40 protein-coding genes, 1 tRNA gene and 2 pseudogenes are annotated in these 24,525 nt (G+C 40.8%); 29 read left to right on the forward strand and 14 right to left on the reverse strand.

What is annotated here, in order from left to right; all coding sequences use genetic code 11:
• Positions 1 to 11 precede the first annotated feature (11 nt).
• Entirely contained in the window at positions 12 to 1,217 is a 1,206-nt protein-coding gene (locus tag ACZ8ZH_RS06580; protein WP_119062889.1) for a tyrosine-type recombinase/integrase, read from the forward strand.
• Here ACZ8ZH_RS06580 and ACZ8ZH_RS06585 read toward each other — a convergent pair.
• The 10 genes from ACZ8ZH_RS06585 to ACZ8ZH_RS06630 form a co-directional block, all read right to left on the reverse strand.
• Positions 1,214 to 1,480, reverse strand: coding sequence for a helix-turn-helix domain-containing protein (locus ACZ8ZH_RS06585; protein ID WP_119062888.1), 267 nt, complete (start codon positions 1,478 to 1,480; stop codon positions 1,214 to 1,216). The genes ACZ8ZH_RS06580 and ACZ8ZH_RS06585 overlap by 4 nt on opposite strands.
• A complete protein-coding gene (locus ACZ8ZH_RS06590) occupies positions 1,477 to 1,647 on the reverse strand; it encodes a hypothetical protein (RefSeq protein ID WP_162900235.1) in 171 nt (56 codons plus the stop codon). Before ACZ8ZH_RS06590 ends, ACZ8ZH_RS06585 begins: the two co-directional genes overlap by 4 nt.
• Positions 1,640 to 2,185 carry a hypothetical protein gene (locus tag ACZ8ZH_RS06595; protein WP_213069980.1) on the reverse strand — a complete coding sequence of 182 codons (546 nt, stop codon included), beginning with the start codon at positions 2,183 to 2,185 and terminating at the stop codon, positions 1,640 to 1,642. The genes ACZ8ZH_RS06590 and ACZ8ZH_RS06595 overlap by 8 nt, the downstream gene beginning before the upstream one ends.
• Positions 2,185 to 2,784 carry an HNH endonuclease signature motif containing protein gene (locus ACZ8ZH_RS06600; RefSeq protein WP_119062887.1) on the reverse strand — a complete coding sequence of 200 codons (600 nt, stop codon included), beginning with the start codon at positions 2,782 to 2,784 and terminating at the stop codon, positions 2,185 to 2,187. The genes ACZ8ZH_RS06595 and ACZ8ZH_RS06600 overlap by 1 nt, the downstream gene beginning before the upstream one ends.
• A gap of 3 nt (positions 2,785 to 2,787) precedes the next feature.
• The gene (locus tag ACZ8ZH_RS06605; RefSeq protein ID WP_119062886.1) at positions 2,788 to 3,030 is read right to left on the reverse strand and encodes a hypothetical protein; all 243 of its coding nucleotides are present in this window, start codon (positions 3,028 to 3,030) and stop codon (positions 2,788 to 2,790) included.
• Positions 3,027 to 3,269: a hypothetical protein gene (locus tag ACZ8ZH_RS06610; RefSeq protein ID WP_119062885.1), complete on the reverse strand. Its 243-nt coding sequence runs from the start codon at positions 3,267 to 3,269 to the stop codon at positions 3,027 to 3,029. Before ACZ8ZH_RS06610 ends, ACZ8ZH_RS06605 begins: the two co-directional genes overlap by 4 nt.
• A gap of 130 nt (positions 3,270 to 3,399) precedes the next feature.
• Complete coding sequence (locus ACZ8ZH_RS06615; protein ID WP_119062884.1) at positions 3,400 to 4,533, reverse strand: ATP-binding protein; 1,134 nt, start codon at positions 4,531 to 4,533, stop codon at positions 3,400 to 3,402.
• A 10-nt stretch (positions 4,534 to 4,543) separates the two neighbouring features.
• Positions 4,544 to 4,852, reverse strand: a complete 309-nt coding sequence (locus tag ACZ8ZH_RS06620; protein WP_119062883.1) for a hypothetical protein — start codon at positions 4,850 to 4,852, stop codon at positions 4,544 to 4,546.
• Positions 4,849 to 5,133 (reverse strand): hypothetical protein, encoded by a 285-nt coding sequence (locus ACZ8ZH_RS06625; RefSeq protein WP_470247882.1) that lies wholly within the window; start codon positions 5,131 to 5,133, stop codon positions 4,849 to 4,851. The genes ACZ8ZH_RS06620 and ACZ8ZH_RS06625 overlap by 4 nt, the downstream gene beginning before the upstream one ends.
• Positions 5,133 to 5,561, reverse strand: a complete 429-nt coding sequence (locus ACZ8ZH_RS06630; protein WP_119062881.1) for a hypothetical protein — start codon at positions 5,559 to 5,561, stop codon at positions 5,133 to 5,135. Before ACZ8ZH_RS06630 ends, ACZ8ZH_RS06625 begins: the two co-directional genes overlap by 1 nt.
• A gap of 208 nt (positions 5,562 to 5,769) precedes the next feature.
• On the opposite strand from ACZ8ZH_RS06630, the gene ACZ8ZH_RS06635 reads away from it, so the two are divergent.
• Positions 5,770 to 5,949: a hypothetical protein gene (locus tag ACZ8ZH_RS06635; protein ID WP_119062880.1), complete on the forward strand. Its 180-nt coding sequence runs from the start codon at positions 5,770 to 5,772 to the stop codon at positions 5,947 to 5,949.
• Here ACZ8ZH_RS06635 and ACZ8ZH_RS06640 read toward each other — a convergent pair.
• From ACZ8ZH_RS06640 to ACZ8ZH_RS06655, 4 genes are all read right to left on the reverse strand, one after another.
• Positions 5,946 to 6,116, reverse strand: coding sequence for a hypothetical protein (locus ACZ8ZH_RS06640; protein ID WP_162900234.1), 171 nt, complete (start codon positions 6,114 to 6,116; stop codon positions 5,946 to 5,948). The genes ACZ8ZH_RS06635 and ACZ8ZH_RS06640 overlap by 4 nt on opposite strands.
• 92 nt (positions 6,117 to 6,208) lie before the next feature.
• Positions 6,209 to 6,598 carry a hypothetical protein gene (locus ACZ8ZH_RS06645; RefSeq protein ID WP_119062879.1) on the reverse strand — a complete coding sequence of 130 codons (390 nt, stop codon included), beginning with the start codon at positions 6,596 to 6,598 and terminating at the stop codon, positions 6,209 to 6,211.
• Between the two features lie 129 nt (positions 6,599 to 6,727).
• Entirely contained in the window at positions 6,728 to 7,036 is a 309-nt protein-coding gene (locus tag ACZ8ZH_RS06650; RefSeq protein ID WP_119062878.1) for a hypothetical protein, read from the reverse strand.
• Positions 7,037 to 7,090: 54 nt separating this feature from the next.
• Positions 7,091 to 7,819, reverse strand: coding sequence for an XRE family transcriptional regulator (locus ACZ8ZH_RS06655; protein ID WP_119062877.1), 729 nt, complete (start codon positions 7,817 to 7,819; stop codon positions 7,091 to 7,093).
• Positions 7,820 to 7,918: 99 nt separating this feature from the next.
• Here ACZ8ZH_RS06655 and ACZ8ZH_RS06660 point away from each other — a divergent pair, with 99 nt between their 5' ends.
• From ACZ8ZH_RS06660 to ACZ8ZH_RS06790, 27 genes and pseudogenes are all read left to right on the forward strand, one after another.
• Positions 7,919 to 8,098, forward strand: a complete 180-nt coding sequence (locus ACZ8ZH_RS06660) for a Cro/CI family transcriptional regulator (protein ID WP_119062876.1) — start codon at positions 7,919 to 7,921, stop codon at positions 8,096 to 8,098.
• Between the two features lie 58 nt (positions 8,099 to 8,156).
• Positions 8,157 to 8,642, forward strand: coding sequence for a phage regulatory CII family protein (locus tag ACZ8ZH_RS06665; protein WP_470247883.1), 486 nt, complete (start codon positions 8,157 to 8,159; stop codon positions 8,640 to 8,642).
• Positions 8,643 to 8,688: 46 nt separating this feature from the next.
• Positions 8,689 to 9,779, forward strand: a protein-coding gene (locus ACZ8ZH_RS06670; RefSeq protein WP_470247662.1) for an IS4-like element ISAba1 family transposase whose coding sequence is annotated in 2 segments (ribosomal slippage) — positions 8,689 to 9,229 and positions 9,229 to 9,779 — 1,092 coding nt in all. Because the reading frame shifts where the segments join, the coding sequence is not laid out codon by codon here.
• Positions 9,780 to 10,252: 473 nt separating this feature from the next.
• Positions 10,253 to 10,570, forward strand: coding sequence for a hypothetical protein (locus tag ACZ8ZH_RS06675; protein ID WP_228199366.1), 318 nt, complete (start codon positions 10,253 to 10,255; stop codon positions 10,568 to 10,570).
• Entirely contained in the window at positions 10,567 to 10,875 is a 309-nt protein-coding gene (locus tag ACZ8ZH_RS06680) for a hypothetical protein (protein ID WP_119062874.1), read from the forward strand. Before ACZ8ZH_RS06675 ends, ACZ8ZH_RS06680 begins: the two co-directional genes overlap by 4 nt.
• A complete protein-coding gene (locus tag ACZ8ZH_RS06685) occupies positions 10,872 to 11,228 on the forward strand; it encodes a hypothetical protein (RefSeq protein ID WP_470247884.1) in 357 nt (118 codons plus the stop codon). The genes ACZ8ZH_RS06680 and ACZ8ZH_RS06685 overlap by 4 nt, the downstream gene beginning before the upstream one ends.
• On the forward strand, positions 11,225 to 12,148 hold the full coding sequence (locus ACZ8ZH_RS06690) for a hypothetical protein (RefSeq protein WP_119062872.1): 924 nt from the start codon (positions 11,225 to 11,227) through the stop codon (positions 12,146 to 12,148). Before ACZ8ZH_RS06685 ends, ACZ8ZH_RS06690 begins: the two co-directional genes overlap by 4 nt.
• A complete protein-coding gene (locus tag ACZ8ZH_RS06695) occupies positions 12,145 to 12,891 on the forward strand; it encodes an ATP-binding protein (RefSeq protein WP_119062871.1) in 747 nt (248 codons plus the stop codon). Before ACZ8ZH_RS06690 ends, ACZ8ZH_RS06695 begins: the two co-directional genes overlap by 4 nt.
• Entirely contained in the window at positions 12,888 to 13,250 is a 363-nt protein-coding gene (locus ACZ8ZH_RS06700) for a DUF7694 domain-containing protein (RefSeq protein WP_119062870.1), read from the forward strand. The genes ACZ8ZH_RS06695 and ACZ8ZH_RS06700 overlap by 4 nt, the downstream gene beginning before the upstream one ends.
• Positions 13,247 to 13,459, forward strand: a complete 213-nt coding sequence (locus ACZ8ZH_RS06705) for a winged helix-turn-helix domain-containing protein (RefSeq protein ID WP_470247885.1) — start codon at positions 13,247 to 13,249, stop codon at positions 13,457 to 13,459. Before ACZ8ZH_RS06700 ends, ACZ8ZH_RS06705 begins: the two co-directional genes overlap by 4 nt.
• 87 nt (positions 13,460 to 13,546) lie before the next feature.
• Positions 13,547 to 13,924 carry a DUF559 domain-containing protein gene (locus tag ACZ8ZH_RS06710; protein ID WP_119063198.1) on the forward strand — a complete coding sequence of 126 codons (378 nt, stop codon included), beginning with the start codon at positions 13,547 to 13,549 and terminating at the stop codon, positions 13,922 to 13,924.
• Entirely contained in the window at positions 13,921 to 14,409 is a 489-nt protein-coding gene (locus ACZ8ZH_RS06715) for a hypothetical protein (protein ID WP_119062868.1), read from the forward strand. Before ACZ8ZH_RS06710 ends, ACZ8ZH_RS06715 begins: the two co-directional genes overlap by 4 nt.
• 142 nt (positions 14,410 to 14,551) lie before the next feature.
• The gene (locus tag ACZ8ZH_RS06720; RefSeq protein WP_119062867.1) at positions 14,552 to 14,791 is read left to right on the forward strand and encodes a hypothetical protein; all 240 of its coding nucleotides are present in this window, start codon (positions 14,552 to 14,554) and stop codon (positions 14,789 to 14,791) included.
• Between the two features lie 86 nt (positions 14,792 to 14,877).
• Entirely contained in the window at positions 14,878 to 15,147 is a 270-nt protein-coding gene (locus tag ACZ8ZH_RS06725) for a hypothetical protein (RefSeq protein ID WP_119062866.1), read from the forward strand.
• Between the two features lie 101 nt (positions 15,148 to 15,248).
• Positions 15,249 to 15,374 carry a hypothetical protein gene (locus tag ACZ8ZH_RS06730; RefSeq protein WP_228199364.1) on the forward strand — a complete coding sequence of 42 codons (126 nt, stop codon included), beginning with the start codon at positions 15,249 to 15,251 and terminating at the stop codon, positions 15,372 to 15,374.
• 599 nt (positions 15,375 to 15,973) lie between these two features.
• A tRNA-Ile gene (locus tag ACZ8ZH_RS06735) sits at positions 15,974 to 16,050 on the forward strand.
• An 82-nt stretch (positions 16,051 to 16,132) separates the two neighbouring features.
• A complete protein-coding gene (locus tag ACZ8ZH_RS06740; RefSeq protein WP_119062865.1) occupies positions 16,133 to 16,399 on the forward strand; it encodes a hypothetical protein in 267 nt (88 codons plus the stop codon).
• Positions 16,392 to 17,036, forward strand: a complete 645-nt coding sequence (locus ACZ8ZH_RS06745) for a putative metallopeptidase (RefSeq protein ID WP_119062864.1) — start codon at positions 16,392 to 16,394, stop codon at positions 17,034 to 17,036. Before ACZ8ZH_RS06740 ends, ACZ8ZH_RS06745 begins: the two co-directional genes overlap by 8 nt.
• Before the next feature lie 48 nt (positions 17,037 to 17,084).
• Entirely contained in the window at positions 17,085 to 17,540 is a 456-nt protein-coding gene (locus ACZ8ZH_RS06750; protein ID WP_119063197.1) for a DUF2280 domain-containing protein, read from the forward strand.
• The gene (locus ACZ8ZH_RS06755; protein ID WP_470247886.1) at positions 17,503 to 18,864 is read left to right on the forward strand and encodes a PBSX family phage terminase large subunit; all 1,362 of its coding nucleotides are present in this window, start codon (positions 17,503 to 17,505) and stop codon (positions 18,862 to 18,864) included. The genes ACZ8ZH_RS06750 and ACZ8ZH_RS06755 overlap by 38 nt, the downstream gene beginning before the upstream one ends.
• Positions 18,865 to 18,874: 10 nt before the next feature.
• Complete coding sequence (locus tag ACZ8ZH_RS06760) at positions 18,875 to 20,149, forward strand: DUF1073 domain-containing protein (RefSeq protein WP_119062862.1); 1,275 nt, start codon at positions 18,875 to 18,877, stop codon at positions 20,147 to 20,149.
• Positions 20,130 to 21,014 carry a phage minor head protein gene (locus ACZ8ZH_RS06765; RefSeq protein WP_119062861.1) on the forward strand — a complete coding sequence of 295 codons (885 nt, stop codon included), beginning with the start codon at positions 20,130 to 20,132 and terminating at the stop codon, positions 21,012 to 21,014. The genes ACZ8ZH_RS06760 and ACZ8ZH_RS06765 overlap by 20 nt, the downstream gene beginning before the upstream one ends.
• Positions 21,015 to 21,016: 2 nt before the next feature.
• Positions 21,017 to 22,196 (forward strand): annotated as a pseudogene (locus tag ACZ8ZH_RS06770) (DUF2213 domain-containing protein).
• A 15-nt stretch (positions 22,197 to 22,211) separates the two neighbouring features.
• Positions 22,212 to 22,684 (forward strand): annotated as a pseudogene (locus tag ACZ8ZH_RS06775) (structural cement protein Gp24).
• Positions 22,685 to 22,690: 6 nt separating this feature from the next.
• A complete protein-coding gene (locus ACZ8ZH_RS06780; protein ID WP_119062858.1) occupies positions 22,691 to 23,647 on the forward strand; it encodes a DUF2184 domain-containing protein in 957 nt (318 codons plus the stop codon).
• Between the two features lie 12 nt (positions 23,648 to 23,659).
• Positions 23,660 to 24,028, forward strand: coding sequence for a hypothetical protein (locus ACZ8ZH_RS06785; protein ID WP_213069979.1), 369 nt, complete (start codon positions 23,660 to 23,662; stop codon positions 24,026 to 24,028).
• 15 nt (positions 24,029 to 24,043) lie between these two features.
• Positions 24,044 to 24,523, forward strand: a complete 480-nt coding sequence (locus ACZ8ZH_RS06790) for a hypothetical protein (RefSeq protein WP_119062857.1) — start codon at positions 24,044 to 24,046, stop codon at positions 24,521 to 24,523.
• The last annotated feature ends 2 nt before the right edge of the window (positions 24,524 to 24,525 follow it).

Here is a 24,525-nt window from a genome sequence, read left to right on the forward strand (position 1 = left end):
TTAAGTCTGAAATGAAACTCAACAAATCTAATGTTGATGCTATTGCATTGACTGAAAAAGGGCAAGCCATCTATCGGGACTCTGACCTGATTGGTTTTGCTGTTCGGGCAACAGTCAAGAGTAAGTCTTATATTGTCGAACGTCGTCATGAGGGAAAACTATTCCGCGTGACTATTGGTAAAACAAATGAAATTACACCTGTAGAAGCTAGAAAAAAAGCTCAAAGTATTTTGGCTGATATTTCCAATGGTGTTTTTGAAAAAAAGAAAGATGCACTTACAGGTGAGATGACGGTAGAGCAAGCTTTCAACTTATATTTAAAGCAAAGAAAATTAAAACAGCTATCCATCAATACATATAACCATTGCCTAGATACTTTCTTATCAGATTGGAAGCTCAAACCAATATTTGAAATCACCAAAAAGGAAGTGTTTGATCGGTTTATCAAACTTACTGAATATAGTCCAACGCAAGCCAACCTTACACTAAAGATGTTTGGTTCAATTTGGCGCTTTGCTCAAGTTCATTGTTCGAGTGATGAGAATCCGATTCTTAAACATAATCCAGTAGATGTAATCCCTGCTAAGCGAGGATGGAATAAGGCTAAGGTTAGAACTCGACATTTAGACGAGAGCAATATTCACACTTACTACAATGCCGTTCTTAACTATTTCACAGAACGTTCTTTATATGATGATGCCTCAAAGAATGCAGTACGCGACCTTGTGCTATTTATTATGTATACCGGTTGTCGACGGAATGAAGCTCAAACATTGAAATGGGAAAATGTGGACATGGAGAAAGGCTTATTTGTGTTTAAAGATCCAAAAAATGGAGATGATCACTTGCTGCCGATGGGGGATCATTTGTTTGAGATCATTAAACAGCGTTATGAATTAAAGTGTAATGAGTATGTCTTTCCCGGTTCCAAGATGACATCTGGCGCAAAACACATATCGGGCGCGCAAGGTATGTTAAGGACAATAGGTGATCAGACTGGAATTGAAATTTCACTGCATGATCTAAGACGAACATTTGCAACTATTTGCAATAACTTGGATTATGGGCCCTATACAATCAAGAGACTTCTCAATCATAGATCAGGGGCAAGGAATGATGTAACAGGGGGTTATGTTCAGGTTTCTATAAAAAAATTACGGCTTGCAATGAATGATATTGAAGCCGTCTATCAAGGGAAGCTCAACTGCTTCGATTAGGAGGCGAGTTGAGCCGTATTCATAATGGTCTGATTTTCCTGATACTTCAAAACATCTGACTTCTTATAAACCACGCTTCGACCAATTTTGCTATATGGTATACCTCCACCAGTACAGCGTAAACGCTGAAGTGTGTGTGTAGAGCATGTTAGATAGATTGCAATATCCTCCTGAGGAAAGAGCTGCTGTTCACTTGCAGATAGAAAGCGCTGTAAACGGTCGTCTTTATCTTTTTGAGTCATTTGATCAAGTTTAATTTTCATAACGCCTCCTGGTTAGGTTCCTCATCGGGATACCCGTAATTAACTAAAATTTTGTACAGGGCAGAGGCTTGCTCCGCCGTGAATGTTTTTGTTGTACCAGACTGTCCAATAACGAATGGCGCAAATTCTTCAGCAAGATCCTGGGCGATGTGTTGGAGGTTAGTCATGACTTTGCCCCTGTGCTTCGCTTAGGTACAAATATAGGATCTCAGTTCCAACTTCATAAGAGTATTCGCCTTTATCAATATCATCCTGAGTAACTACATGATCAATTGAGTATTCAGCACTTCCAATAACTAGACCGTAGCTAAGCTCATTAAACTCGCCCATATCATTTACATGTCTGCCATTTGCTACCTGATCACGATACCAATCAAGGCTTGCCTCGGCTTCTTTTTTAGCTTCGTCCAATGTGTCGTGGTACTTAAACCCATCACCATTGAAATCATGGCTAAAGTATTGAGCTTCCGTTTTCGGAACTAAAATAAACCCTTCAGGAACTGCATTTCCTTCTTCGATTTCAACCAGCCCATCAATAGCTAAGCTAACCAACTTTTCTAGTTCAAATTTAGGGCTTTCATATCCATTGCCGTCTGAACCAACTTTGAATCTCACAGATGAAATATCAACATTCTCATTTTCAAGAAGTGCCAAAAGAGAATGAATAACCATTTTTGCTGTAATAGCTGAGTTTTTAATATCCATCAAGACACCTCCTTGAGAAGCTGATGCTTCATATTTTTGACTTTGGCCATTAACAAACAAGATTCGTTATTTTCAGGATTAGCTAATTTTTGATAACTCTGGTTGTATCGAGCCATTTCGGTTCTACTCATTAGAATTAAGTTCTCTAACCGGCAATCAGTTTTATCCTGATTCTTAAATGCTAATACCTGGTCTTTGGGGATTGGTCCATTTACTTTTTCCCAGATTACCCGGTGTTTCAAGTCAAAGACATTTGGCTCTGCGGTTTTGATAAGAACATACCCATCTTTAGAACAAATACGCTCGTAACCAACGGGTTTCTTATTCCAAGATATTTGACCCTTTTTAAAGTTTCCCGAGTTTGGTTTACAAATACCTTTAGTGCCTGTATTCCAAGGTTTTGAACCTTTTTCAAAACAACCCGTTCTTCCAGATTTCCATTTTTTCCTGGTGCACAGGGATTTAATCTGATCAACAGAAAACTCACTCCCAAATACATCATTTACTTTTTCGGTGAGATCCTTGCGGCTTAATGTGCAGTTGGTTTTAATAATGTCCAGTTGCGCTTGGCTGTAATGAATAGCACTACCTTTAGCCATAGATCACCCAATTAAGTTTTGTGGAATTTCTACTGAATCGGCATTTTTAAGCCCACGATATTCAGCAACCAATTTTGCGGCGTTTAAACGCATATTATTGTTCTTGATGACCTGCTCACTGATTTTCTCAATGGCTTCTGCCTTTTGAATTTCAGCCTCAAGCTCCCCACCTTTTAGATGTGGATTACTTAGGCGATCGAGCTGAGCAAATAGAACAGCATTAAGATCCATTGGTGTATTGTTCATCCCGCCACCTTCATTTCGATATAATTAGACTCTTGGTAATTCACGTATTCTTCATACAGTGACTGACATGCTGCATTACCTGTTAAATCATTCTTTACAAACACATAGCTCAACGATTTCTTTGTACCTTTGCCTGAGAATGTGAAACTGCCATCAGCCAGTTGTTTCTTTACATAGCCCAATAATTCAAGCCAAATCATGAAGGCAATGGCATGCTTGTTTTTAATTCTGAAGATCATCTATACCCCCACGTATTCACAAAGTTTTGAATACAGTCCTCAATCCCAAAGAGGTTTATGTTCGTATAAGTTTTCACCCGACCATTGTGCTGAACTATCAGCACACGGGTAATGGAAGAGTAGGTGTAGCTCATGCAATCGCTCTCCCTTTTCCTTGGGGGGTATTGATGATGTGGGCTTTTACATTGTCAAAATGCTGAGCTTCAATGGCTAATAGACTGTCGATCCCTTGGTCTTCGCAGAAAGCCATCACATCGAGTCCTGCTTGCGCAAGAAGATCTTGCAATTCATCACGTTGAGATTCTGATATCCCATTAAATTCAGGTGGCTCCATCCATGTTTCTCGCGGTATATCAAATGTGCAGCCGAGTACCTTCGCTCGAGCAAGCATGGCTTGACGCATGTTTTGATAATAAGTGTGTTCTTTGTCTTGCTTTAGGGTTTCGGTCAGGTGATTTAAGTCGCTTGCATAAACAGCTTCTTCGCAAGTTTGTTTCCAGTTATCCAAATCCTGAAGTGCTTTATTTGATGCGATTTGAGCAGGTGTAAGCGTGTTGATATGGGCTTTCGCCTCTGCAATTAAGCCTGCAAGAAAAGTAGGGTGTGATTTAAGATCAGGTACCCAAACCTCACCAGTCTCACCACCTAAAGCGCCTGAATTTTTCGCATGATGTGTTGGAGATGGCTTAAAGTTAATAACTCTCGCATTTTTACCTTCACCAGTAGTAACAGTGGTCAAATAACCCATGATGTCTGCAATACGGTAAAGTTCATTTCGGTTCTTACCACCAAGCTCAGGACGGTAGATGATCTGATCACCACTTTGGTCTTCTGAGGCATGGGCAATAAAAACAACATCCTTACCAAAGCTTAAAAGTGTATTGATGTATTGCTTAAACTTCATGTTTGCTAAGCCTTGGGCTTTTAACTTGAGTGCACCATCTTGCTGGCGGTTATTTGCTGTTTTAAGTAAATGTGTCTTGATGGATTCAAGCATTGCGCCAACGGTATCAATAACAACAGTATTGAACGGTGCTAGATCTTGTTCAGTAATGTTTTCAATATCTGACCACTGCTGAACTGGAACAACAGCTCCGCGACGAAGTTCACCAGTACGGTGTGCGCCACGGTCAAAGTCAAACGAAATTGCTTTATCTGCTGTAAAGCCTAGAGACGTTTTACCAAGCCCTGGATCTGCATAGATGTAAGTAATAATCGCGCTTACGTTTAATGCTTGGTCCGCTGGAATAATAGGTATAGCCATGTTCTTCTCCTTATCTCGCACCAACCCAGCCCATACGACGCTTAAAAGCTCTGCGTTCGCTGAGTGGAATGTGTGTACGTTGTAGGGCGATTGCTAAGTTCTTCTTACGTTGAAATGCACGTTCACGTTCAAAGTTTTCACGGATCCAAGGTTTTGCTGTATGAACCTCAAGCGTGATTAACTGTTCGATACCATCCTTATTGACCACATAGATATGGCGACCTTTTTCAAAGTAGGTTGAGTGGCCGAGACGCATACGGATATTGCCATCATCATCTTGGCTGATGAACTCTGAAAACGTGTTAGTAGAAGTAGTCATGCCGCTTCTCCTTGCTCTTCTTTGTAACGAACACCACAAAAAGGACAGAAAGTAAAAAGAACACTGGTCTTTTCCTTCTTTACACGATCAAGACCTGTCTTTTTATTTTTCAAAGTGTGTTTGATTTCCACTGGCATATATCCACGCAATTCCATACGGTTGCCATCAAGGACAAACGAATAAGCCGTCATTTCAAGACTGTGGTTAGTTGATTCAGGGATGTCCGCCTTAACTTTCTCAAGGAACTTTTCTGAAATTTCAGTTTTGCAGTTACAAGTCATTAGCCCGCCTCCACTAAACGATGTTTTTCGATGTAACCTTTGATGAGGGCATTGAAGTTCTGATGGTCGATGTGGTCTGTGAAGTCGTTGTATGGATTGCCTAGGGCATCAGAAACAGTCACTTCATCAAGGCTGGTTACATCAACTGCGGTGAATTCACTACCTGGTACACCGTAGCTGTCAGGGTATGCTTCAACTTCAAAACGTGCAGTCACTCGGAAACCATCTAAACGAATAATCGCTTCACCTTGCTTCTCACTTGTCATGCGTAATGCTAAGAGTTGGTATTCAGAAGGAGCTACATTAGCAACTACAGGTTGCGCTGCTTGCGGTGCGGTTTTAAACCCACAGCTAAGCACGCCAATTGTTACAGTAGCTACAACAAGAGATATCTTGATGGTATTGAAAGGGGTTAAGGTTTTGTTCATAATTGATCTCGCAAGTTTGCAAAGCCCTGATCCCGTCGAAAGTGTCAGGGCTTTTTATTGTTTGTGAGATAAAAGGTAAGCTAACTTACTTTTAATGTCAATATAAAAGTAATTTAGATTACCATTTTTTATTTTAAAACTTACTTTTTATGTTTTAATAGACAAAAGAAAACCCACCGCTGGGGTGGGTTGGATGGAGTTTTTTAAAATGACTAATGAAGAATTTAGAGCAGACCTATACAAAGCTTATATTGCATCAGGAATGCGTGATCCTGTTCTAATACAAGAATATATAGAAATTGCTGAATCCTTTGTTTTTCACCAAAAAAAACTTACAAAAGAAGCCTATGAAGATTTGGTTGAAAAACTATCCAAAATTAGTGATTAACTGTCAGTGGAAATTATTTTCAAGCACTCAACATAAACCTCTTTCCAATACTCAATTTCACCAGAACGAGAGTTATTCCTTATATTATTTGTAGAATGGGAAAGTCGTGTTTGTATAATTTTATCAGCCATTTCTATAGCTAAGCGCTTTTCTTCGATTGTAGCCATATTTCTCTCCACCCGATCTGTTCTTAAGGACTGCGTCGGGTTCGCAGTAAAGGTATTTTATGAATAGAAACGAATCATTAATCGTTAAGCGTCTACTTTGGGCTTCTATTTTTTTCAATAGCGTAACTTTGATCTGTATGTTTATTATTATTTTCTGCCTTATAAAATACTGAAAAATATATAGTAACTAGGATTGAAATAGCAGCTAGTAGTGATGCGATACACCCAACAATAAACGTTGGTGTTACTGTCCAGTGGGGCCTGCTTGCTTCCATAACCTGTCTGGAGGTTAGCTCATGACTAATTACCTGCATTAGAGCAGGGTGAATCATGCCCTCATAAGACTCACCAGTTAAGAGTTTAAGAAGATCGTCGTCACTAAGTTCTCGTATCTCAGCTAGTGTTAAATCCAATTCATCTAACTCAGGAAGTTCAAAGTAGACATCAGGCGGCTCGAGGTTAAAATTTTTATCAAAAACCATCTTCTTAACTTCCTCTTGGTGTGTCGGGTTCGCGGTTTAAAAAATCATAGAAGCCCAGCAAAGGGTCACCACAACAAAGAGTAACCCTAGTTTCATGTAATCAAATTTATTCATCTTATTAATTTCAAGTCATGCTTGGGGTTTAGAATATTTTCCTAAAAAGTCATCCACCCAACCTTGTGCAGCCTCGAGGTTGGTTATATCAGCTAGTTTTAGATTTGTGCTTTCTGCTTCGTTAAAACCCTCAATAATCGCTTCAAATATATTTACTTCACCTATAACCTCACTTGCTATTTCGGCAGGGTCGTAGCTTTGTTTGGCTTTTTTGAACGAGGCTATTTGTTTGTCAATTCCTGCACCAATTTTTTCTAACGCCAGTTTAAATTCTTGACGATTAATGGTTAGCGCAGTTTTAGATTTATTGAGTGTTGCGATCATTGTGGTTTCCTTTTTTAGAATTATCGTTACCATGGAAAGCGGTCTTACGCTAGCCTAGCGTCGAACTCGCTTTACAACCTGTTTCCACCAATACTGCCCTAATATAGTTATACCTTCAGATTCTATTTTGCTAGGGGAGTAGTACTCGTCAGGAAATTGATTTTTATCAGGGTTTGCTGAAACAGCCTTGAAGCCACCCTTACCTTCATCACTCCAATTAAACAAGTATTTAATTTTTGTATCATCCCCAACCTGAAAAGCATAAATTTCTCCGTCGTAAATGGTTCTAGCGGACATATCAATTGATATGGCTTGCCCATCTTTTAATTTAGGAAACATGCTTTCCCCGCGAACGTGAATCACTTTGGTTGCAGATGGTTGAACATTGCACTCTTTAATTAAATCAACAGGGAAAAGCATCTTATTGTTGCTTGGCTTTTCTAAATTTAAGTACCCATTTCCCGCACTAACAAACACATCATCATAATAATCAATAGCCACATACCCATCAGGAACGGGATCACCAGCTTGATAAATACCAACTTCCATCTTGGCTATATCAGCATTGCTCTTTTCTGGAACTCCCACTCCACTCAAAAGCCATTCAGTTGTTGTGCCTAGGGTTCTGGCTAATGCAATTAAGCTTTCGTGTTTGGGTACATTTTCATCTTTTTCCCAATAGATCACAGAGGTTTTAGAGACACCAAGCGCATCAGCAATTTTCTGTTGAGTAAGATTTCTTTGTCTTCTTAATGCTTTAAGGCGGCTACCAAGAGTTTCCATATCAATACAACCAAATATTTGTAAGTTATCTTACCAATTGACGAGGTAAGTTTTATGTAGTTTAATTAGGTAAGTTAAATTACTTACAGGGTAACCTAAATGACTAAGTCAGATGCTTTGCAATTGCTTAATTGCTCAGTTACTCAATTGGCTGAAAAGCTTGGCATTTCACACAACGCCGTCAGTCAATGGCCTGCTGAGAAGATCCCATTAGCTCGTGAATACCAAATTCGAGACTTAGCAAAGGGAAAGAAACCTCTTAATCGAAATGTTGCTTAATAAATTATCCCTCAATAGCTCAACCAAACAAACGTGAAACAAATCAAGGATTTCACAAATGCAAGAAATAACACTAAGCCGTGAAGCACAAACAGCAATTTTTAAAATGATTAACCAGACGCAGGGGATTTCACCAAAGGAAATTGCTCAGGTCACTGGTGATTCACATAACACGATTTGCAACTACGGCAACGTAGGAATGCCAAACCACTTACCGAGCTTAAAAAAGCTTGAAACCATCATGATGTACACGCAGAACCCTGAAATTTTAAAGGTGTGGGCGCATCAGATGGGTTATGCACTTGTGCCAGTGGATTGCGACTCAAGCAAACATCATGAGCTATCAATCTTTGAAGCAATGATGCAGCACAACATTAAAAGCGGGAAAGCAAACCGAGTTGTGTATGAGGCTTATGAAGATGGGGTAATTACACCTGCGGAATATGAAGAGATCCACCAAATTACCCAAGGCTTGATCGAATTGAGTACCGCCGTGGATCAGGCAGCACTTAAGCAAATCTCTGTACACGACAAAAATAGATAACTCATTGAAATAATGTCACAATAATTGTTTTCTAACGACGAATACTATGACACATCTCAATGAGTTATATCTTATCTTAAACAAATATCTAAAATGGAACAAGTCACATTTAAAGTGCTTTGCGCTCATCATGCTTGTGATTATTTTAAAGCAAACATGTAATCTTTCTTCTGCATCTAAAGCCTTGCCCATCAAGTGCTTACCACAATCATTTTATCGACGTATGCAGCGCTTCTTTGCAGGTCAGTATTTCGATTATCGTCAAATTTCTCGGTTGATTTTCAATATATTTTCATTCGACAAAGTGCAACTGACTTTAGATAGAACCAATTGGAAATGGGGAAAACGAAATATTAATATCCTGATGCTCGCGATCGTTTATCGTGGAATAGCGATACCTATCCTTTGGACATTGCTTAATAAACGTGGAAATTCAGATACGAAAGAGCGCATTGCTTTGATTCAACGCTTTATCTCCATTTTTGGTAAAGACCGTATTGTGAATGTGTTCGCAGACAGAGAGTTTATCGGTGAGCAGTGGTTTACATGGTTAATTGAACAAGACATCAACTTCTGCATTCGTGTTAAAAAAACTTCATTGTCACCAATCATTTAGGAAAGAATCATAAAATTAGTGATTTATTTCGCCATCTTAAAGTTGGTCAAATTGAATGTCGTAAACGACGGATTTTGGTTGGTCGGGTGAAACTATATATAAGTGCACTACAGTTAGAAAATGGAGAGCTTTTACTCGTCGTTTCTCCTCAGTTTAATGCCAATGCTATTCAGGATTATGCATTACGCTGGGAAATTGAAACCTTATTCAGTTGTCTCAAAGGACGCGGGTTTAATCTTGAAAATACGCGCTTGACAGACCCTAGACGAGTGAAAAAATTGATTGCGGTGTTAGCTATAAGCTTCTGTTGGTGTTACTTAACGGGTGAATGGCAACATGATCAAAAAAAAGCGATAAAAATAAAGAAGCATGGACGACTCTCAATGAGTTTATTTCGCTATGGTTTAGACTATGTTCAAATGGCGATTCAGCGTTTAATTGGTTTTGGGAAAAAAGAAGAGTTTAAGGAAATTTTGGCAATTTTAAGAAGGCAGAAGCCTGATAGGATAAGGGTTCTGTGAAATTTGTCGTGTACAGAGTAAGCAAATGCAGAAGTACACAGCAAATGCACAAAAAGAAAAAGCCTGACTCAGGGGAATCAGACTTTTAGTTCAAAAACATTCTAGTGGAATTGAACATGTTTTCGAATGTAACACAGGCAGTAGTCAAAAAAAAAGCCTGAGTTTTACGTCAGGCTTTTAAAGATATCCAACCATGCGGAGTCGGATATGTATTTGAATCTAGCACATAAATTAGGCAAAAAAAAGCCCAGGTTTTAACGCCCAGACTTTTATTTGTTCACTGATGGAGAATCGAATTGAACATGCGAATTCTATCACAGCAAACAAGCATTAAAAAAGCCCAACGTGTGCGTATTGGGCTTTCGTGTCCACCAACTTTTCTAGGGAAACTAATGAACAACTTAAATTTATCACAACACCCATGCGCTAACAAGTGCAGCAATTTTAAGGAAGATCGGTGCAATCCCTGTTTAGTGGCTCAAGTAGAAAAACGAGAGTTTGAGTTAGGGGTGGCTCCTGATGATGCGTATGTGAAAACCATGCCACTCGAAAGTAGTTCTGATTTTCTTGCAGGCGACACGGTTGTAATCATAGATCACAACGCTACTAATTTTATATTTACCGTAACCAATGTTAATGGTGATTTCTTGGGTGACTGGGTGGATATGGTCGATGACCAGAATATGAAATGGACTAGTGGAACAAAATTTATTCGCCCAGCTTCGGTAGCTGAACTGCAAGCCAAACGCCGTTTAACAAAAGCTGAACAAGCCTTAGCGGAGGTTCCATGATTACCAACAAGGCTATTCAAAAGAAACCTGAGCATAAGCAGGTTCAATGGACACAATCATGGTACGAGCCAGCATTGCGCACGTTGGATCGACTGCTAGATGAGCGTAAAGGAAACCTACGCAAGATCAAAGGTGATGAAAAGAATGCTGCAGTGCTGAGAAATGAGCTCATCGAAACCCTGGTGAATGAACACCGAATTTCTGTGTATCAAGCTGGTGAAATTGTCGCGAGCTTGCGCAGAGCCAATAAGATTTTAATGCATGGCAGTTTTATTTATGAAATGCCAGAGGGGGATGCTCAATGAGATATTCAGCTAAACGTGGGCAGAAAGATGTTCAAGCTCCAGCACCTATCGAGGTGATTATCCCTTTACTAGACCCAGTGAAGATCTACACACCCAAAGAGCTTGCCGCTATGCCTTTGTCAGTCATGAACAAAGCTATTGAGGCTCAGGAAGCATATTTCATTCTTGAGCACACAACTCAAATGGGGGGGCAAGCCATAGCGATACGTCGCCAAATGCAGGAAGGCACCCAACTTGTTCAGGTGAAGGAAAAGTCACGTGCGCGATACAAGATCAACAACGAATTTGTCGAACCTCGAATTATTCGTCAGTTGGAAAAGCGCGGCTTAGTCAAATTGGAGTGTGCTAAATGAGTTTATTCAGCACTGGCCATGAGGTTGTAGATCAGGTTGGTAGTGTTCATCTTGAAGGCAATATCTTGCCGACCAGTTGGTTTAGTACATTCGTTTTGGAGAGCGGAAAACCCGATTTAAACGCGATCGTTGTGCTTTCAGAAATCGTTTATTGGCATCGTCCAACAGTGGTGCGTGATGAATATTCTGGTCAAGTTGTGCGCGTAAAAAAGAAGTTTAAATCTGATCTTTTGCAACGTTCTTACCAAAGTTTTGCTGATCAATATGGCTTCTCAAAACAGCAAGTCAAAGAGGCTTTTGATCGTCTTGAGAGGTATGGAGTGCTAAAACGTCATTTTCGCACAATCGAAGCTAACAATCAGAAATACAACAATGTTTTGTTTATTGAGCTCATTACCCCTGTGCTTTTTGAAATGACCACCCTCCCACTTTCAAAAGGGGGAGGCTCCCCATTTGAAAAGGTAGACCCTCCCCATTTCAAAAAGGGGACAAATACAGAGACTACTACAGAGACTACTACAGATATAAACACACAACAGGAATCGCCTGAAAATTCAACTCAGGATGATTCATGGAAACCTGATCAAAATTTCCTAAGCACAATTTTACTTCAAACAAAATTCAGTCATCGCGTAAACGAAATTTTAACCATGCCTGATTTCCAATTTCACTTGGGTAGTTTCAATGCGCACTGGGAAAACAAAATCTATCTTACTGAAAACCAAAAAACCAGAAAGTTCGCTGCTTGGTTGGTGCAGGAATTTGAGAAACATCTGACCAAAGCTGAACGCGAAGCAAAAAAACCGACACGTAAACAATCTTCTGAAAAACCAAACAACCGAAACGTGAATGATCCTTGGGGTGAAGTTCAGGACTATGAACCAGCAACAGGTGACGTGGATACAAGGGGGCTCCTATGAACGCAATCGCACCGCTTAGTTTTGATATTCAGCAATCAACAGAGTTCTGCCATCTGCACCAGGCACAAATGGTTTCTTTCCGAGGTAAATCGTTCTGCAAGCAATGCTCAACAGAAGCACTTAACAAAGCTCAAGCAGAACATCACAACGCCGTGAATGCCATGGTTCGTGAAAAACACTTCCAAGGTGCAAAACTTCCAAGCCGTCATGCGAACAGTGGGTTCAAAGAATACTTGGTTGCGAATAGTGGTCAGCAAAATGCAAAAACTCAATGCGTCGCAATTGTGAAAGATTTCACGAAGGGGATTAAACGCAATTTGATCATGATTGGTCGCACCGGAACTGGGAAAACGCACTTAGCTTGCGCCGTGGCTCGAAACATTCTTGAAACCCAAAAGTATGCCCGCTATGTGACTTCTGAAGACATGGCCAATGAAATTGCGAATGCATGGACCAAAGCTGATGACAGTGAGGTAAACGCTGTTTATCGCTTCACTGAATACGATCTATTGATCCTTGATGAATATGGATTGCATGACCGTCATGAAAACCGTCTCCAGCTGGTGCACAAAGTTCTTTATTCACGTTATGACGCTGGCAAACCAACCATGTTGATTTCAAACATGACAGCACAGGAGTTAGAACAAGACCTAGGTGATCGCCTTTGGTCTCGTTTTCAGCATGATGGATTGGATGTGGTTGAGTGTAATTGGGCAGATGAACGTGTTGGAGGTGGAGTGTGAGTCTTCAAGTTCCAGAAAAATTCAGAATAACTGCTGGTCTACTGGGTAGTAATGAGAGCTTTGGCAATAATGGTGCATTTTGGGTGAAGACCAAAAAATGTGTTTTCACTGTCATTGCAAGTGATCAGATGGGTTGGGAGCATGTCAGTGTTTCACTTCCAACACGTTGCCCAACTTGGGAAGAGATGTGTTTCATCAAGTCCTTATTTTGGAGTGAAGATGACTGCGTAATTCAGTATCACCCACCTAAAAGCGACTATGTGAACAATCACCAGTATTGCTTACACATGTGGAGACCAACAGAACAATCGTTACCGACGCCACCAAGTTTTATGGTTGGTAAGGCAGGTGCGGCATGAAGCAATTAAGCACTCCAGTGAATCAGGTTGCAATATTTGAACGTGTGATCCATGCACTCAAGGCAATTGAAACAACGCCTATAGCGACGGTATCTGAGCTTCGCAAAACAGTATTAAGCGACCTAAGTTTAAGAACAGCACAGCGATACCTGAAGGGTTTGGAGCAAGCAGGGTATATCAAACGGAAAGATGCAGGTTTTGCAGAATGAATCACGATTCTTTTTAACGGAAAAAGCTAAACAGTTGTTTGAGGTGAAGGGGTGACTAGCAGCTACTCCATTGCTGAATACAAAAAGATGATCGGTGCGAATAAATCCAAAAGAGGATCTAAGCGCCCAAAGGTTAAAGGAGAAAAGGTACAGAGTGAGGGTGAGGTGATATTGGCCACTGCACTGAGAGCTTTAAAGATTGATTTTGAGCAGGAGTTTAAATTTCACCCTACACGAAAGTGGAGAGCTGATTTTCATTTAATGGGCAAAAAGATATTAGTCGAAGTGGAAGGTGGGATCTGGACCAATGGTAGGCATACAAGGGGAAAAGGCTACATAGCAGACTTAGAGAAATACAACGCAGCAACAATGATGGGTTATCAGGTAATACGGTTTAGCACCGAGCAAGTGAAAAGCGGCAAAGCGATTGAGCAAATAGAGAAGATGGTAGGGGATTTGGGATGACGGCAGCACTGACAATTATGCAAATAACAGATTGGTCGAAATATAGTTTTGAAGAATGGTGTCGTCAGCTTGGAGCTTGGATAAATGGCGACAATGAGACCATGGTGATGGTTGTTAAAACCATGCCAACAAAAAGAATAACGCAGCAACAACGTGAACGTCTGCTTGCAATGTATATGTCAGACGAGTCTCTTAGAGATCGCCTGTGCGTGCGCCGTAAAGGAACATGCTGTCAATTAGATTGTAATGAAGCACGTGCAATTCAAAGACTCTTTCTTGATATTCAACTTCTAGAAGATGTAATTCTTCAGGAGTGGATCTCATCAATTTGGTCTCATCATGTGTTGGGTAATTCATTGCGTGATATTGCTACGAGTAACGACACATCCGTAAACCAAATTCGCCAAGATTTAAAATGTGGTCTCGCTTATATCAAAAGCAGACACTCACATTTTGTATTTGAAACTTTTGAAAAAACCACTTGAGTGTGCGCACGGGGTATGGCATATTTCAGGTATAGTGGACGCACATATAGAAATTCACTTTTACAGTAAAAGCTCATCAAATTAGATGGGCTTTTTTTGCTTGTGGTATAGTTAAACTGTCGCTTTGCGCAGGTAGCACAAAATGAATATCTGTATTGGTGGTGATTTAGATGGAAAGGTCGTAGTGCTTGATAAAGCACGCTTTAATGCAAAAGAATTTAACAAGAAAAAATCAACAAATTATATTAAACAGATTTATATCATAAATGGTCAAGTTTTCCATTTTTGGCGTGATACGGAACTTAAGTTGTGGGAAGTTACGCGTCGAGTAGAAATCATATTTGCTAAACGCAAACGAAAATCTAGTTCTGGCTATCCTTGATACGGTTGTAAAAATTATCTTTATCAAAAAAATAAATTAAGCTAAATTATACCGAATATTAAAATAAATATGAGAATAGGAATACAATGAACAAGAAATTTGATTTACATGTGCTTAGCCAAATTTACGACTTTTTACTAGAAAGAGAGGGATTTACAGCCCTGAATCTCCATTTCAAGGTTACAGAGTTCTTTAGGGAGTTACATATAGGGGATAGGGTTGAATTTGTAATTTTGGCACCAAACAAAATATCAGGAAATTTTGGTGAAGTTTCATTTATTAATTTATTGAATGTCCCGAATTTTCATGAAAAGGATAAATTCATAAATTGGGCACATAAAATATTAAATAGATAAACATTCATACAAAATTTTGCGAAAGCCATTGTTTCACAATTTAAACATTCAAATCAGTAGACTTTGATAAGTTATATTTTTAACTAAAGCTAGGCAAAATTATGAAAATTATTGCAGTAGTGAGTTTGGTTCTAATGCTAGCGTTAAGCGCGTGCCAAAAAAGAGATACTGATACTAGTGAGCAGGATAAAACCACAACGCCGCACTCTATGGATAAAGATCAATAAAAAACTCAGTCTTAATGGTACTCATTCATATATGCAGCTAGTTCAAGTCACTGAGTTTTTTCTTGACTAAACTGAAAGTATTGAGCATGTTTTAACCGTGAGTAGGAAAGAGAAGGCTTATTCACATACATTATGTAGACTCATAATGTTGTTTGTTAGTTGACGATTCGGAAAGACGAGTATCTAAGCCTAATCATTTGATTGGCTTTTTTAATGCCTTGAGAAATGTTCTGTGAAAGCAATATCAAGGCACCCAATGGCGGCTTAACTTTATTCGTAGTGGTTTAAATTTTAATGCCGCCACCCAGATTTACATACATCAAAGCTCGGTCAAATGATCGGGCTTTTTTGTTGCCTGAAATATGGCAATCATATCCTGTGAGTGTGCCAGCTTGCAGAACATGCCTTGAGTAAACGCCTAGATGTTTTAGGCAATTCCAGCTAGGGCTTGGCAACCCGACCTTAAAGAGAACGAAAGCAAGTGAAGTTGACCGTGCATGTAAGGTTGATGTGATTGTGAGTAGCGGTAGATCAGTTGCCGAGCTGATTAATATCGAACTATAGGCAAGGATGTGGCAGATCACCACATCCTATTTAATGGGCCTTAAGCTTAAGTGGTACAAGCGTCCCGCTCATAACGGGGAGACAATCAGTTCGAATCTGATCAGGCCCACCAAAATTCAGAAGCTCAAAATGCTTCGATTGTTGATGTGTATTTTTAGGCTTTATAGCACAACCTCAATTTGAGGGCGTGCTATATGGCTAGTAAATTCGCCGAACGGATTACGGCACATGAAACCCCGCTCAATATAAGTTATTGGCTGGGTTTTCTTTTCTTATTTGGTTGTGTTATGACAGATAAAGTACAAGCGAAAAAAGACTTAGAGTTCTGTAGTGCTGAGCTGTCTAAGTACCAGAACTTAAGCCGTTCAGGTTTGACTCGTAATGAGTTGCTGGCGATTGATGGCATCATGATTAAGCTCAAAAAGCGAATAAGTAATTTGCGTGGGGCGCTACATGAGTGAAGTTGGCTTTATTATTAAGCAACGCCCATATCCACCTGAGTGGATATTTGCATTAGACACTCCGAACTTTGCTCCATCTCCAGAACTATGGCGGTGGATAAAATCAATATTTCTAAATCCTGAACATAAATTATTTAACCCTGATCATGCACATCTTGGTGCGTATCGCTATCCACAAATAGCGGTAATGTGGGCTAGGGATGGTTTTAGGAAACAGGGTCGTATTGTGGTTGGTCAGGCTGAAAAAATCATGATAAATGCGGGTGGCTGGAAGAAAGAGCGACAAGAAGAGCAATTTTATCAATGGTTCAATGATATGCCTGATTATTTAATAACAATTGATGCAACCTATGCACAACAGGCTAACGATATTGATTTTTGTGCCTTGATTGAGCATGAGCTTTATCACATTGCACATAAGAAAGATCAGTGGGGAACACCATCTTATAACCGAGAAACAGGAAAGCCTAATTTAGAAATTAAAGGGCATGATGTTGAAGAGTTTACTGGTGTTGTTCGTCGCTATGGTGCAGGCAAAGATGTTCAAGAGATGGTTGATGCGGCAAACCAAAGACCTACGGTTGCTAAAGCGGATGTGCATCATGCGTGTGGAACCTGTTATTTGAGAGTGGTTTAGATATTTTTTTACCATTCTTCTTGGATGTACTTGGATGGAATGGTGGAAATGGCACGTATTACCAAGAAGGTGAAGTTATTCATCGTTAGGATGCTTGCCGAATTCGAATCACCAACGCGGGCATCTAAAACAGTAAAAGAGATATTTAATCTAGATGTTACCCCTCAGCAGTGTGAGGCGTATGACCCGACAAAAAGAACTGGACAGGATCTAAGCCAAGAGCTAAGAGATAAATTCTTTGAATATCGCCGTAAAGCTAATGAAGAGCTTGAGGCCATCCCGATTGCCAATAAGCGTTATCGACTGCAATTACTACAAGGGTTGGTAGATAATTTTCCCAATAACCCTGTATTTATTCCAAAGTGGACTGAACAAGCAGCTAAGGAGATGGGGAATCAGTACACCAATAAAACTGAAAGCTCAGTTAAAAATGAGGTTTCATATCCATCAGGTTTAGGTCATTTCTATGGGCGAAAAACAAGCAACCCTGAATCCAGTACTTGAAGACTTTTGGATGGAGCCAGCGCGTAACAAGGTATTATATGGCGGGCGATTCAGCTCAAAGTCTTGGGATGCTGCAGGCTTCTCAATTTTCCTTTCAGATAACTACAAGCTACGCATCCTGTGTGCACGTCAGTTTCAAAATAAGATTGAAGAGTCTGTGTATTCGTTGCTTAAGGTGCAGATTGAGCGTTTCGGCCTGAAGGATAGATTCAGGGTGTTAAACAATAAGATTGAAAATATTCACACGGGCTCAGAATTTTTATTTTATGGCTTGTGGCGAAATATTGACGAGATTAAATCCCTTGAGGGGGTTGATATTTGCTGGCTTGAAGAAGCACACAACGTCACCAAGGAGCAGTGGGAGGTATTGGAGCCAACGATCCGAAAGGAGCATTCTCAGTTTTGGATTATCTTTAACCCAAAATTAACCACTGACTTTGTTTATCGTCGTTTTGTGACTAATCCACCACCAAATACCGTAGTGCGAAAAATCAATTATCCAGATAATCCATTTTTATCCAATACAGCTCTTGGTGTGGCGGCTGCGGCAAAAGCTGAAGATGAGGAAAATTACAACCACATCTACTTAGGGCAACCACGTGAAGATGATGATGACGTTATTATTAAGCGATCATGGGTCATGGCATCCATTGATGCACACAAACAATTAGGTTTTGAGCCACAAGGCACAAGAAAGCTTGGTTTTGACGTTGCGGATAGTGGTGATGATAAATGTGCCAATGTAGAGGCTTATGGTTCAGTGATTTTGTATGCGGAAGAATGGAAAGCTGGTGAGGATGAAATTCTATTAAGTTGCACTAAAACTTATGATAAAGCCATGGAAAATCAATCTCATATTATTTATGACTGTATTGGCGTTGGAGCCACTGCAGGTGCGAAGTTTGGCGAATTAAATGATAGTCGCAGGCTTCACCTTAAATATTCCAAGTTCAATGCATCCAGCGCCGTGTGGCAACCTGAAGCGATGTACAACCGCACACAAGTAAGCAATCGAGATATGTTTTCCAATTTAAAAGCGCAAAGTTGGTGGCTTTTGGCGGATCGCTTTAGGAACACCTATAACGCAATAAAACGCGGTCAGAAATTCAGTCCAGATGAGTTGATTAGTATTTCTGCTGATTGCCCTCACTTGGAGAAAATTATTGATGAGCTTGTGGCACCCAAACAGCAACGAACAGCGGACGGTAAATTTAAAGTCGAAAGTAAAGACGATATGAAAAAACGAGGCATTCCAAGTCCAAACTTGGCAGATGCGTTAGTCATGAGTCAAGCACCGTCGGCTGACTACTCGCTTTTAGATTAGGAGATTCAAATTGACAGAGCAAACAACTCAAGTTGATGTGAACGATGGCGCTTATGTCAATTTTGTATCTAACTTAAATACAGGTCGAGACAAAGCAAGCCACGGCACATTTCAGAGAATTAGTGTACCTGATGACCAGATTGAAGCGGTTTATCAAGATTGGTTGGCTAAGAAGATTATCAACCGCCCCGTGCAAGATATGCTTCGAGCAGGATGGTATTTCACTGGTATTGATGAAAATCAAAGCCTTGCTTTACAGGCTGAAATGGCACGGGTCAAATTGATTGATCGTCTATACAAAGCGCTCATTTGGATGCGTAAGTATGGAAAAGCATATTTATTGCTTGGCATGGCGGATGGTAAGTCTTTAGACCAACCTTTAGATTTAAGCCTCTTGAGTCGCGGTCAATTGCAGTTCATCACTGTACTGAAGCATAGCGAGGTAAGTGCACTGACCTATGAATACTTGCCACTTGAATTAACTGCAGGTGAGCCATTCCAGCCGAAATATTATGAGTATAAGCAACGGAACAATAGCAAGATCAAAGTGCATTCTTCACGCTTAATAAAATTAGCCAACGGTGAGGAAGAGGAATCTGCACTACTGCCGATTTACTACACACTAAGAAACTTTGCTTCAACGAATGCTGGTGCAGCAAGTTTGGTGCACGAAGCTAAAATTGATGTGATTAAGTTCCCTGGTCTGATGGATGCCATAAAAAACCGAGCCAAGGACGTTATGGAGCGTTTCGGCGCTGCTGCATTAATGAAAAGTTTAAACGGCATGCTGGTGATTGATGCAAACGAACAGTATGAATCCAAGTCTTACACTTTTGGTGGGTTGCCCGACCTTATGCGTGAATTCTCACAGCAGACCGCAGGCGCAGCTGACATGCCATATACGATTCTATTTGGGCAAACTACGTCAGGTCTAAACAATTCAGGTGAGTTTGATTTACGCAGTTATTATGACCGCGTAAATACCGAACAGAACTGGATGTTAAAGCCTTTACTGGATCTGTTAATGCCGGTGCTTTATCGAAATATTTATGGCCAAGCACCATCAGGTATGAAGACTCTATTTAACGCACTTTGGCAATTGGATGCTAAAACTCGATCTGAGATCGAGAAGAATAATAAGGAGCGTGATGAGGCTTATTTAGAGCGTGGAATTATCACAGATGCACAGGTTGCTAAGCAGCTTCGCGAGGATAAGGTGTATGACTTCCTGACGGATGAGCATATCAAAGCTTTGGAGCTAACGAATGAAGATCCAACTGATTAGTCCATTGCTCACGCAAGCAGCTCAAAAGAAAAAGGGATGTAAGGCTAAAGCAAAACCAATCATTCGATCCAAGAAGATTGAAATTGAATATTTAAGCCAGTTGTTAGGAATCACTAACCAATGCCATAAAAGCATTAACGATTCAATTGTCCCAATACTGAGGCAACAAAGAATTAGTGATAGCCAAAATATCCAAGTGTCGGACGGCATCTTGGATATTTTTTTAAGTGCTATGGCTGCGCTACGCTCAAAAATGAATGGTGTAGTCGATACTGTTGCATTGGACATTGCTAGGCGTGTCGTGGAGCAGAATAAGGCCAGTACAGACAAGCAATTGGCTTTGATAATCTATAATTCAACAGGTATTGATCTTTCAAGCCTGATGAATAGTGAGGATTTAGCTGAAGCAGTTGCAGAAGCTATTGCTGCCAATGTCGCTTTGATTAAATCACTACCATCCGAGCAATTAGATCAAGTTGAAAAGATAGTCTTAAATGGCCTGCAATCAGGTCAACGTGCTGAAAGCATGGTTGAGGCTATCAAGGCACTCGGAACCAAGAGTGAACGCCGTGCTGCGCTGATTGCACGTGATCAGGTGGGTAAAATCACCAGTCGTTTAACGCAGATCCGACAGCAGAAGATGGGGATTACACATTATTACTGGTCATGTAGTCGAGATGAGCGTGTGCGTCCGTTGCATTACGCGCGGCATAATAATTTATTTGCTTGGAATAATGCACCTGATGATGGTCATCCTGGTATTCCTATCAATTGTCGATGTGTAGCGATTCCATATATTGCACATCTGTTTAATCCAAACGCACCAACACCAGAAGAGATTATGGAATTACAAATGGCAGCTTAATTATGAAAAAACTATTTCATTTAAAAATTGGAGACTTTGCTCCATCGCAATCATCACGAACCCTCTCTCAAGAGGGTTTTTTATTGTGTGTTGGAGCGAAATTAGCCAAGGCACCACAGGTTCGCAATTACTACCCTGAAGAATTTGGCGGTATCGAAGGCTTCAAGGAGGGTTTTGCTTTTGGGGTATATACCTCAGCAGAAGAGCTCTTTAGTAAAGCCACTATTGCCAGTGCTGAAGGCAAGGATGCAACTAACTCACATCCACCTGGTAATCAAGTCAATGCTGCAACTTGGCAAGGATACAGCATTGGGGGTCTAACCAATGTTCGTGAGGAAGATGGTTATTTGGTAGGTGATTTACTTATCAAAGATAAGAATGCCATCGAGCAGATTCAGACCAACGAAAAGATTGAACTATCGCTTGGATATGCAGCAGATCTGATTATTGAAACAGGTATGGCGCCTGATGGAACGCCGTATCACGCCGTATTTAAAAACATACAAGTCAACCATGTTGCGCTTGTTCACTATGGTCGATGCGGTGGTGATTGCCGTGTTGGCGATCACAATCCAAACCCGGAGAAAACAATGAAAATCATCGTTGATGGTATTCCATTTGATGTTGCAGACAATGAAGCATTAGCGGCAGCGCTCAAGAAAGAGCAGGATCAATTGGCAAATCTAAAAGCAGCCAAATTAAAAATTGGTGATCAGGAATTTTCAATTGCGACTGAGTTAGATGCAGTGCAGGCGGTTGCAGATCAAATGGTCACATCCAACAAACAGATGGCTGAAAAAATTCCAGAGCTCGAAGCCAATCAGGCAACACCTGAAAAATTGGAAGCAATGGCAGCTGATCGCGCAGTAGTGATTCAGGATGCTAAAAAGTTAGATCCAAATATCAAAACAGAATGGTTGCACGTGTGAGCAGATCAAGCGCGAAGTGATTAAAGCGAAAGCGGGCGATGCGCTTGTGACCGCAGTGCTTGGTGGTGTTGCTGTAGGAGATGCAGCAGTTGATCGCATTGATACTGCTTTTCGCGCACTAGCAGCAACTACTGGCACGATGAATCCCGCGAATCAATTGTTCCAGCCAACATCCACGCCAACACACGTTGGTGATGAAAACAAAAACACACAGCCAAAATTGGAAAAATGGCAACAACCACTTTCACCTTAAAACAGGGAGCCTGATATGGTTCAAAAAATTACCTCACGCCCAGGTCAAGAGGCGTACTTAACAGGGCCAAATGAAACCCTCTCAATTCCAATGATTGGTGCAGGTGTTATCTCTGATGGTGATGTGGTTGTTCGTACCACTGATGGTAAATCAGTTGCATTAGTTACAGGTGCAACTCCTACACGTTTCGGAGTGGTCATGCGAAAATGGTGTGGGTAAATCTGGAAAAGATGCTGCTGGCAATGAAGCCTATCAATTAGGTGACATTTTACCTATTAAAACCATTGGAACGATTTGGGTTAAGCCTAACGCTCCTGTAACAGACATTACTGCGAAGGTATATGTCAAAACAGCAAACGGTACCACTGGTTCACCTTTAGGTTCGCTTTCAAGCACAGCGACAGAATGGTACCGAATTTCCTAATGCATCATGGGAAACCGTGACCAATGCTGAAGGTTTAGCAATTCTTCGTCTTCGCGGGGCATAAGACAATATGAAAAATTTACAAGCACGTTTATCGCCAGTTGCTGGTGTAATTCAAGCCTTTGTTGGCGATGCATTTAATATGCAAAATTTGGTCAACTTATTTACTCAGGTTGAAACTATTAATGAAACGGATGCTCAGCTTGCTGAAGCTTCGGAATATGAAAAATTCATCCCGACCAAGCCAACTAATAATGTTGTGGGTGGTGGGGAGGTCCTAAAGCGCCAGCGTGGTATCGGTAAAGGTAAACGACACGCTGGTACAGGTACTGATATTCCTTTGGCAGAGGTTGAATATGACAAGGTATCGCTTGAGGTTATTGGCGGTACGATTGGTTACCAGTATTCAATCTTTGAAATTGAAACCGCGCTTAAAGCAGGCATTCCACTAGATTCAGATAAAGCGCAAGCCGCTCAACTCGCATCTAAAAAGCACTTAAGCGATGTTGCTTGGGAGGGCGAAGGTCAAGCGAAAGGGTTTTACAACCAAAGCGGTGTAACAGTGATTGCAGCTCAGCACGATTGGGCAACAGCCACAATTGATGAAGTGCTTGAAGATGTGAACGCTGTGCTTACACCAGCGCTTACTGCTTCACAGTTTGATGATCCAGCAACACCAGACACATTCTTGTTGCCAGCTGCTCAATTCCTCATTCTTGCAGGGCGTTTCCGCTCAGCAACTTCTGATAAAACCTTCCTTGAGGTTGTAAAGGAAAAGAATGTTTTTGCGATTGCAGGTAAAAAGCTCGAATGGGGCTCAACAGATCGACTTGACGGTAAAGGCTTAGCTGGTGCTGACCGTGCGATTATTTATCGCCGTGATCCATCATGCATTCGCTTCCTTGCAGATGATGTGCAGTTCTTGGCAGCACAACCTGTGGGTGTCGATATCAAGATCCCTGGTCATTATAAATATCAAGGCGTTTGGTTAAAGCGTATTGATTCAATGAAATATTTGGACATTTAAGGAATTAATCACATGCCAAAATATACATACAGCAATACGTTAAAAACCTCCGATCCAGCTGCACTGGTACTACCAACTAAGCCACGCATTGTTTTAGATAAAGGCGTAGAAACCGAAGTTTCACAGGAAGATCATGACAAGCTTGTGAAGCATAAAATCATTGGTGCGCTGATTTCATTGGGTGAAATTAAAGTGGAAGGCGCGAAAGCGCCAAAACCTGAAAAAACAGCAGAAGAAATCACCGCTGAAGCGGCCGCAAAAGAGTTGGCCAAACAGTTAAAGGCAGTACGTACTGCCTTGACGAAAAAAGGCGTTGAGTTTTCTGAAGATGAAACATTGGAGCAGCTTGAAGCCAAACTTGCTCAGGCAGATATTGCTTAATAACAGGTGGTTCACATGGTCACTATAAAGACAAGCATTGAGGTAAGTGACGATGGTTCTTTAGATCGTTTTATTAAAAATGCTGAAAAGATTGGTGGCCATGTTGAGGTTGGTTGGCTGGGTAATAAAAACCACATCAGCAAAGGTGGTGGAAAGCGAACCATCACCATGGCAGATTTGGCTGCCATACATATCTACGGCACTGATCATATTCCAGCACGTGATCCACTTACACCCGCTATTGAGCAAAACCAAGATAAGTACCGCAACATGATTGAACGTAGCGTGGTACCAATTCTGGAAGGCGTGATGGATATCAGTAGTCTATGGCAGTTCATAGGTATGGAAGCACAATCGGATATTCAGCAGTACATGGTCAACGGTAAGTTTGCACCGCTGAGTCCAAAGACTATTAAACGCAAAGGTAGTAGCAAGCCGCTCATTGATTCAGGTCAATGGCGTCAGGGTACAACCTACATTGTATCGAAGGATTAATC

Source organism: Acinetobacter sp. SW-226, assembly GCF_055632855.1.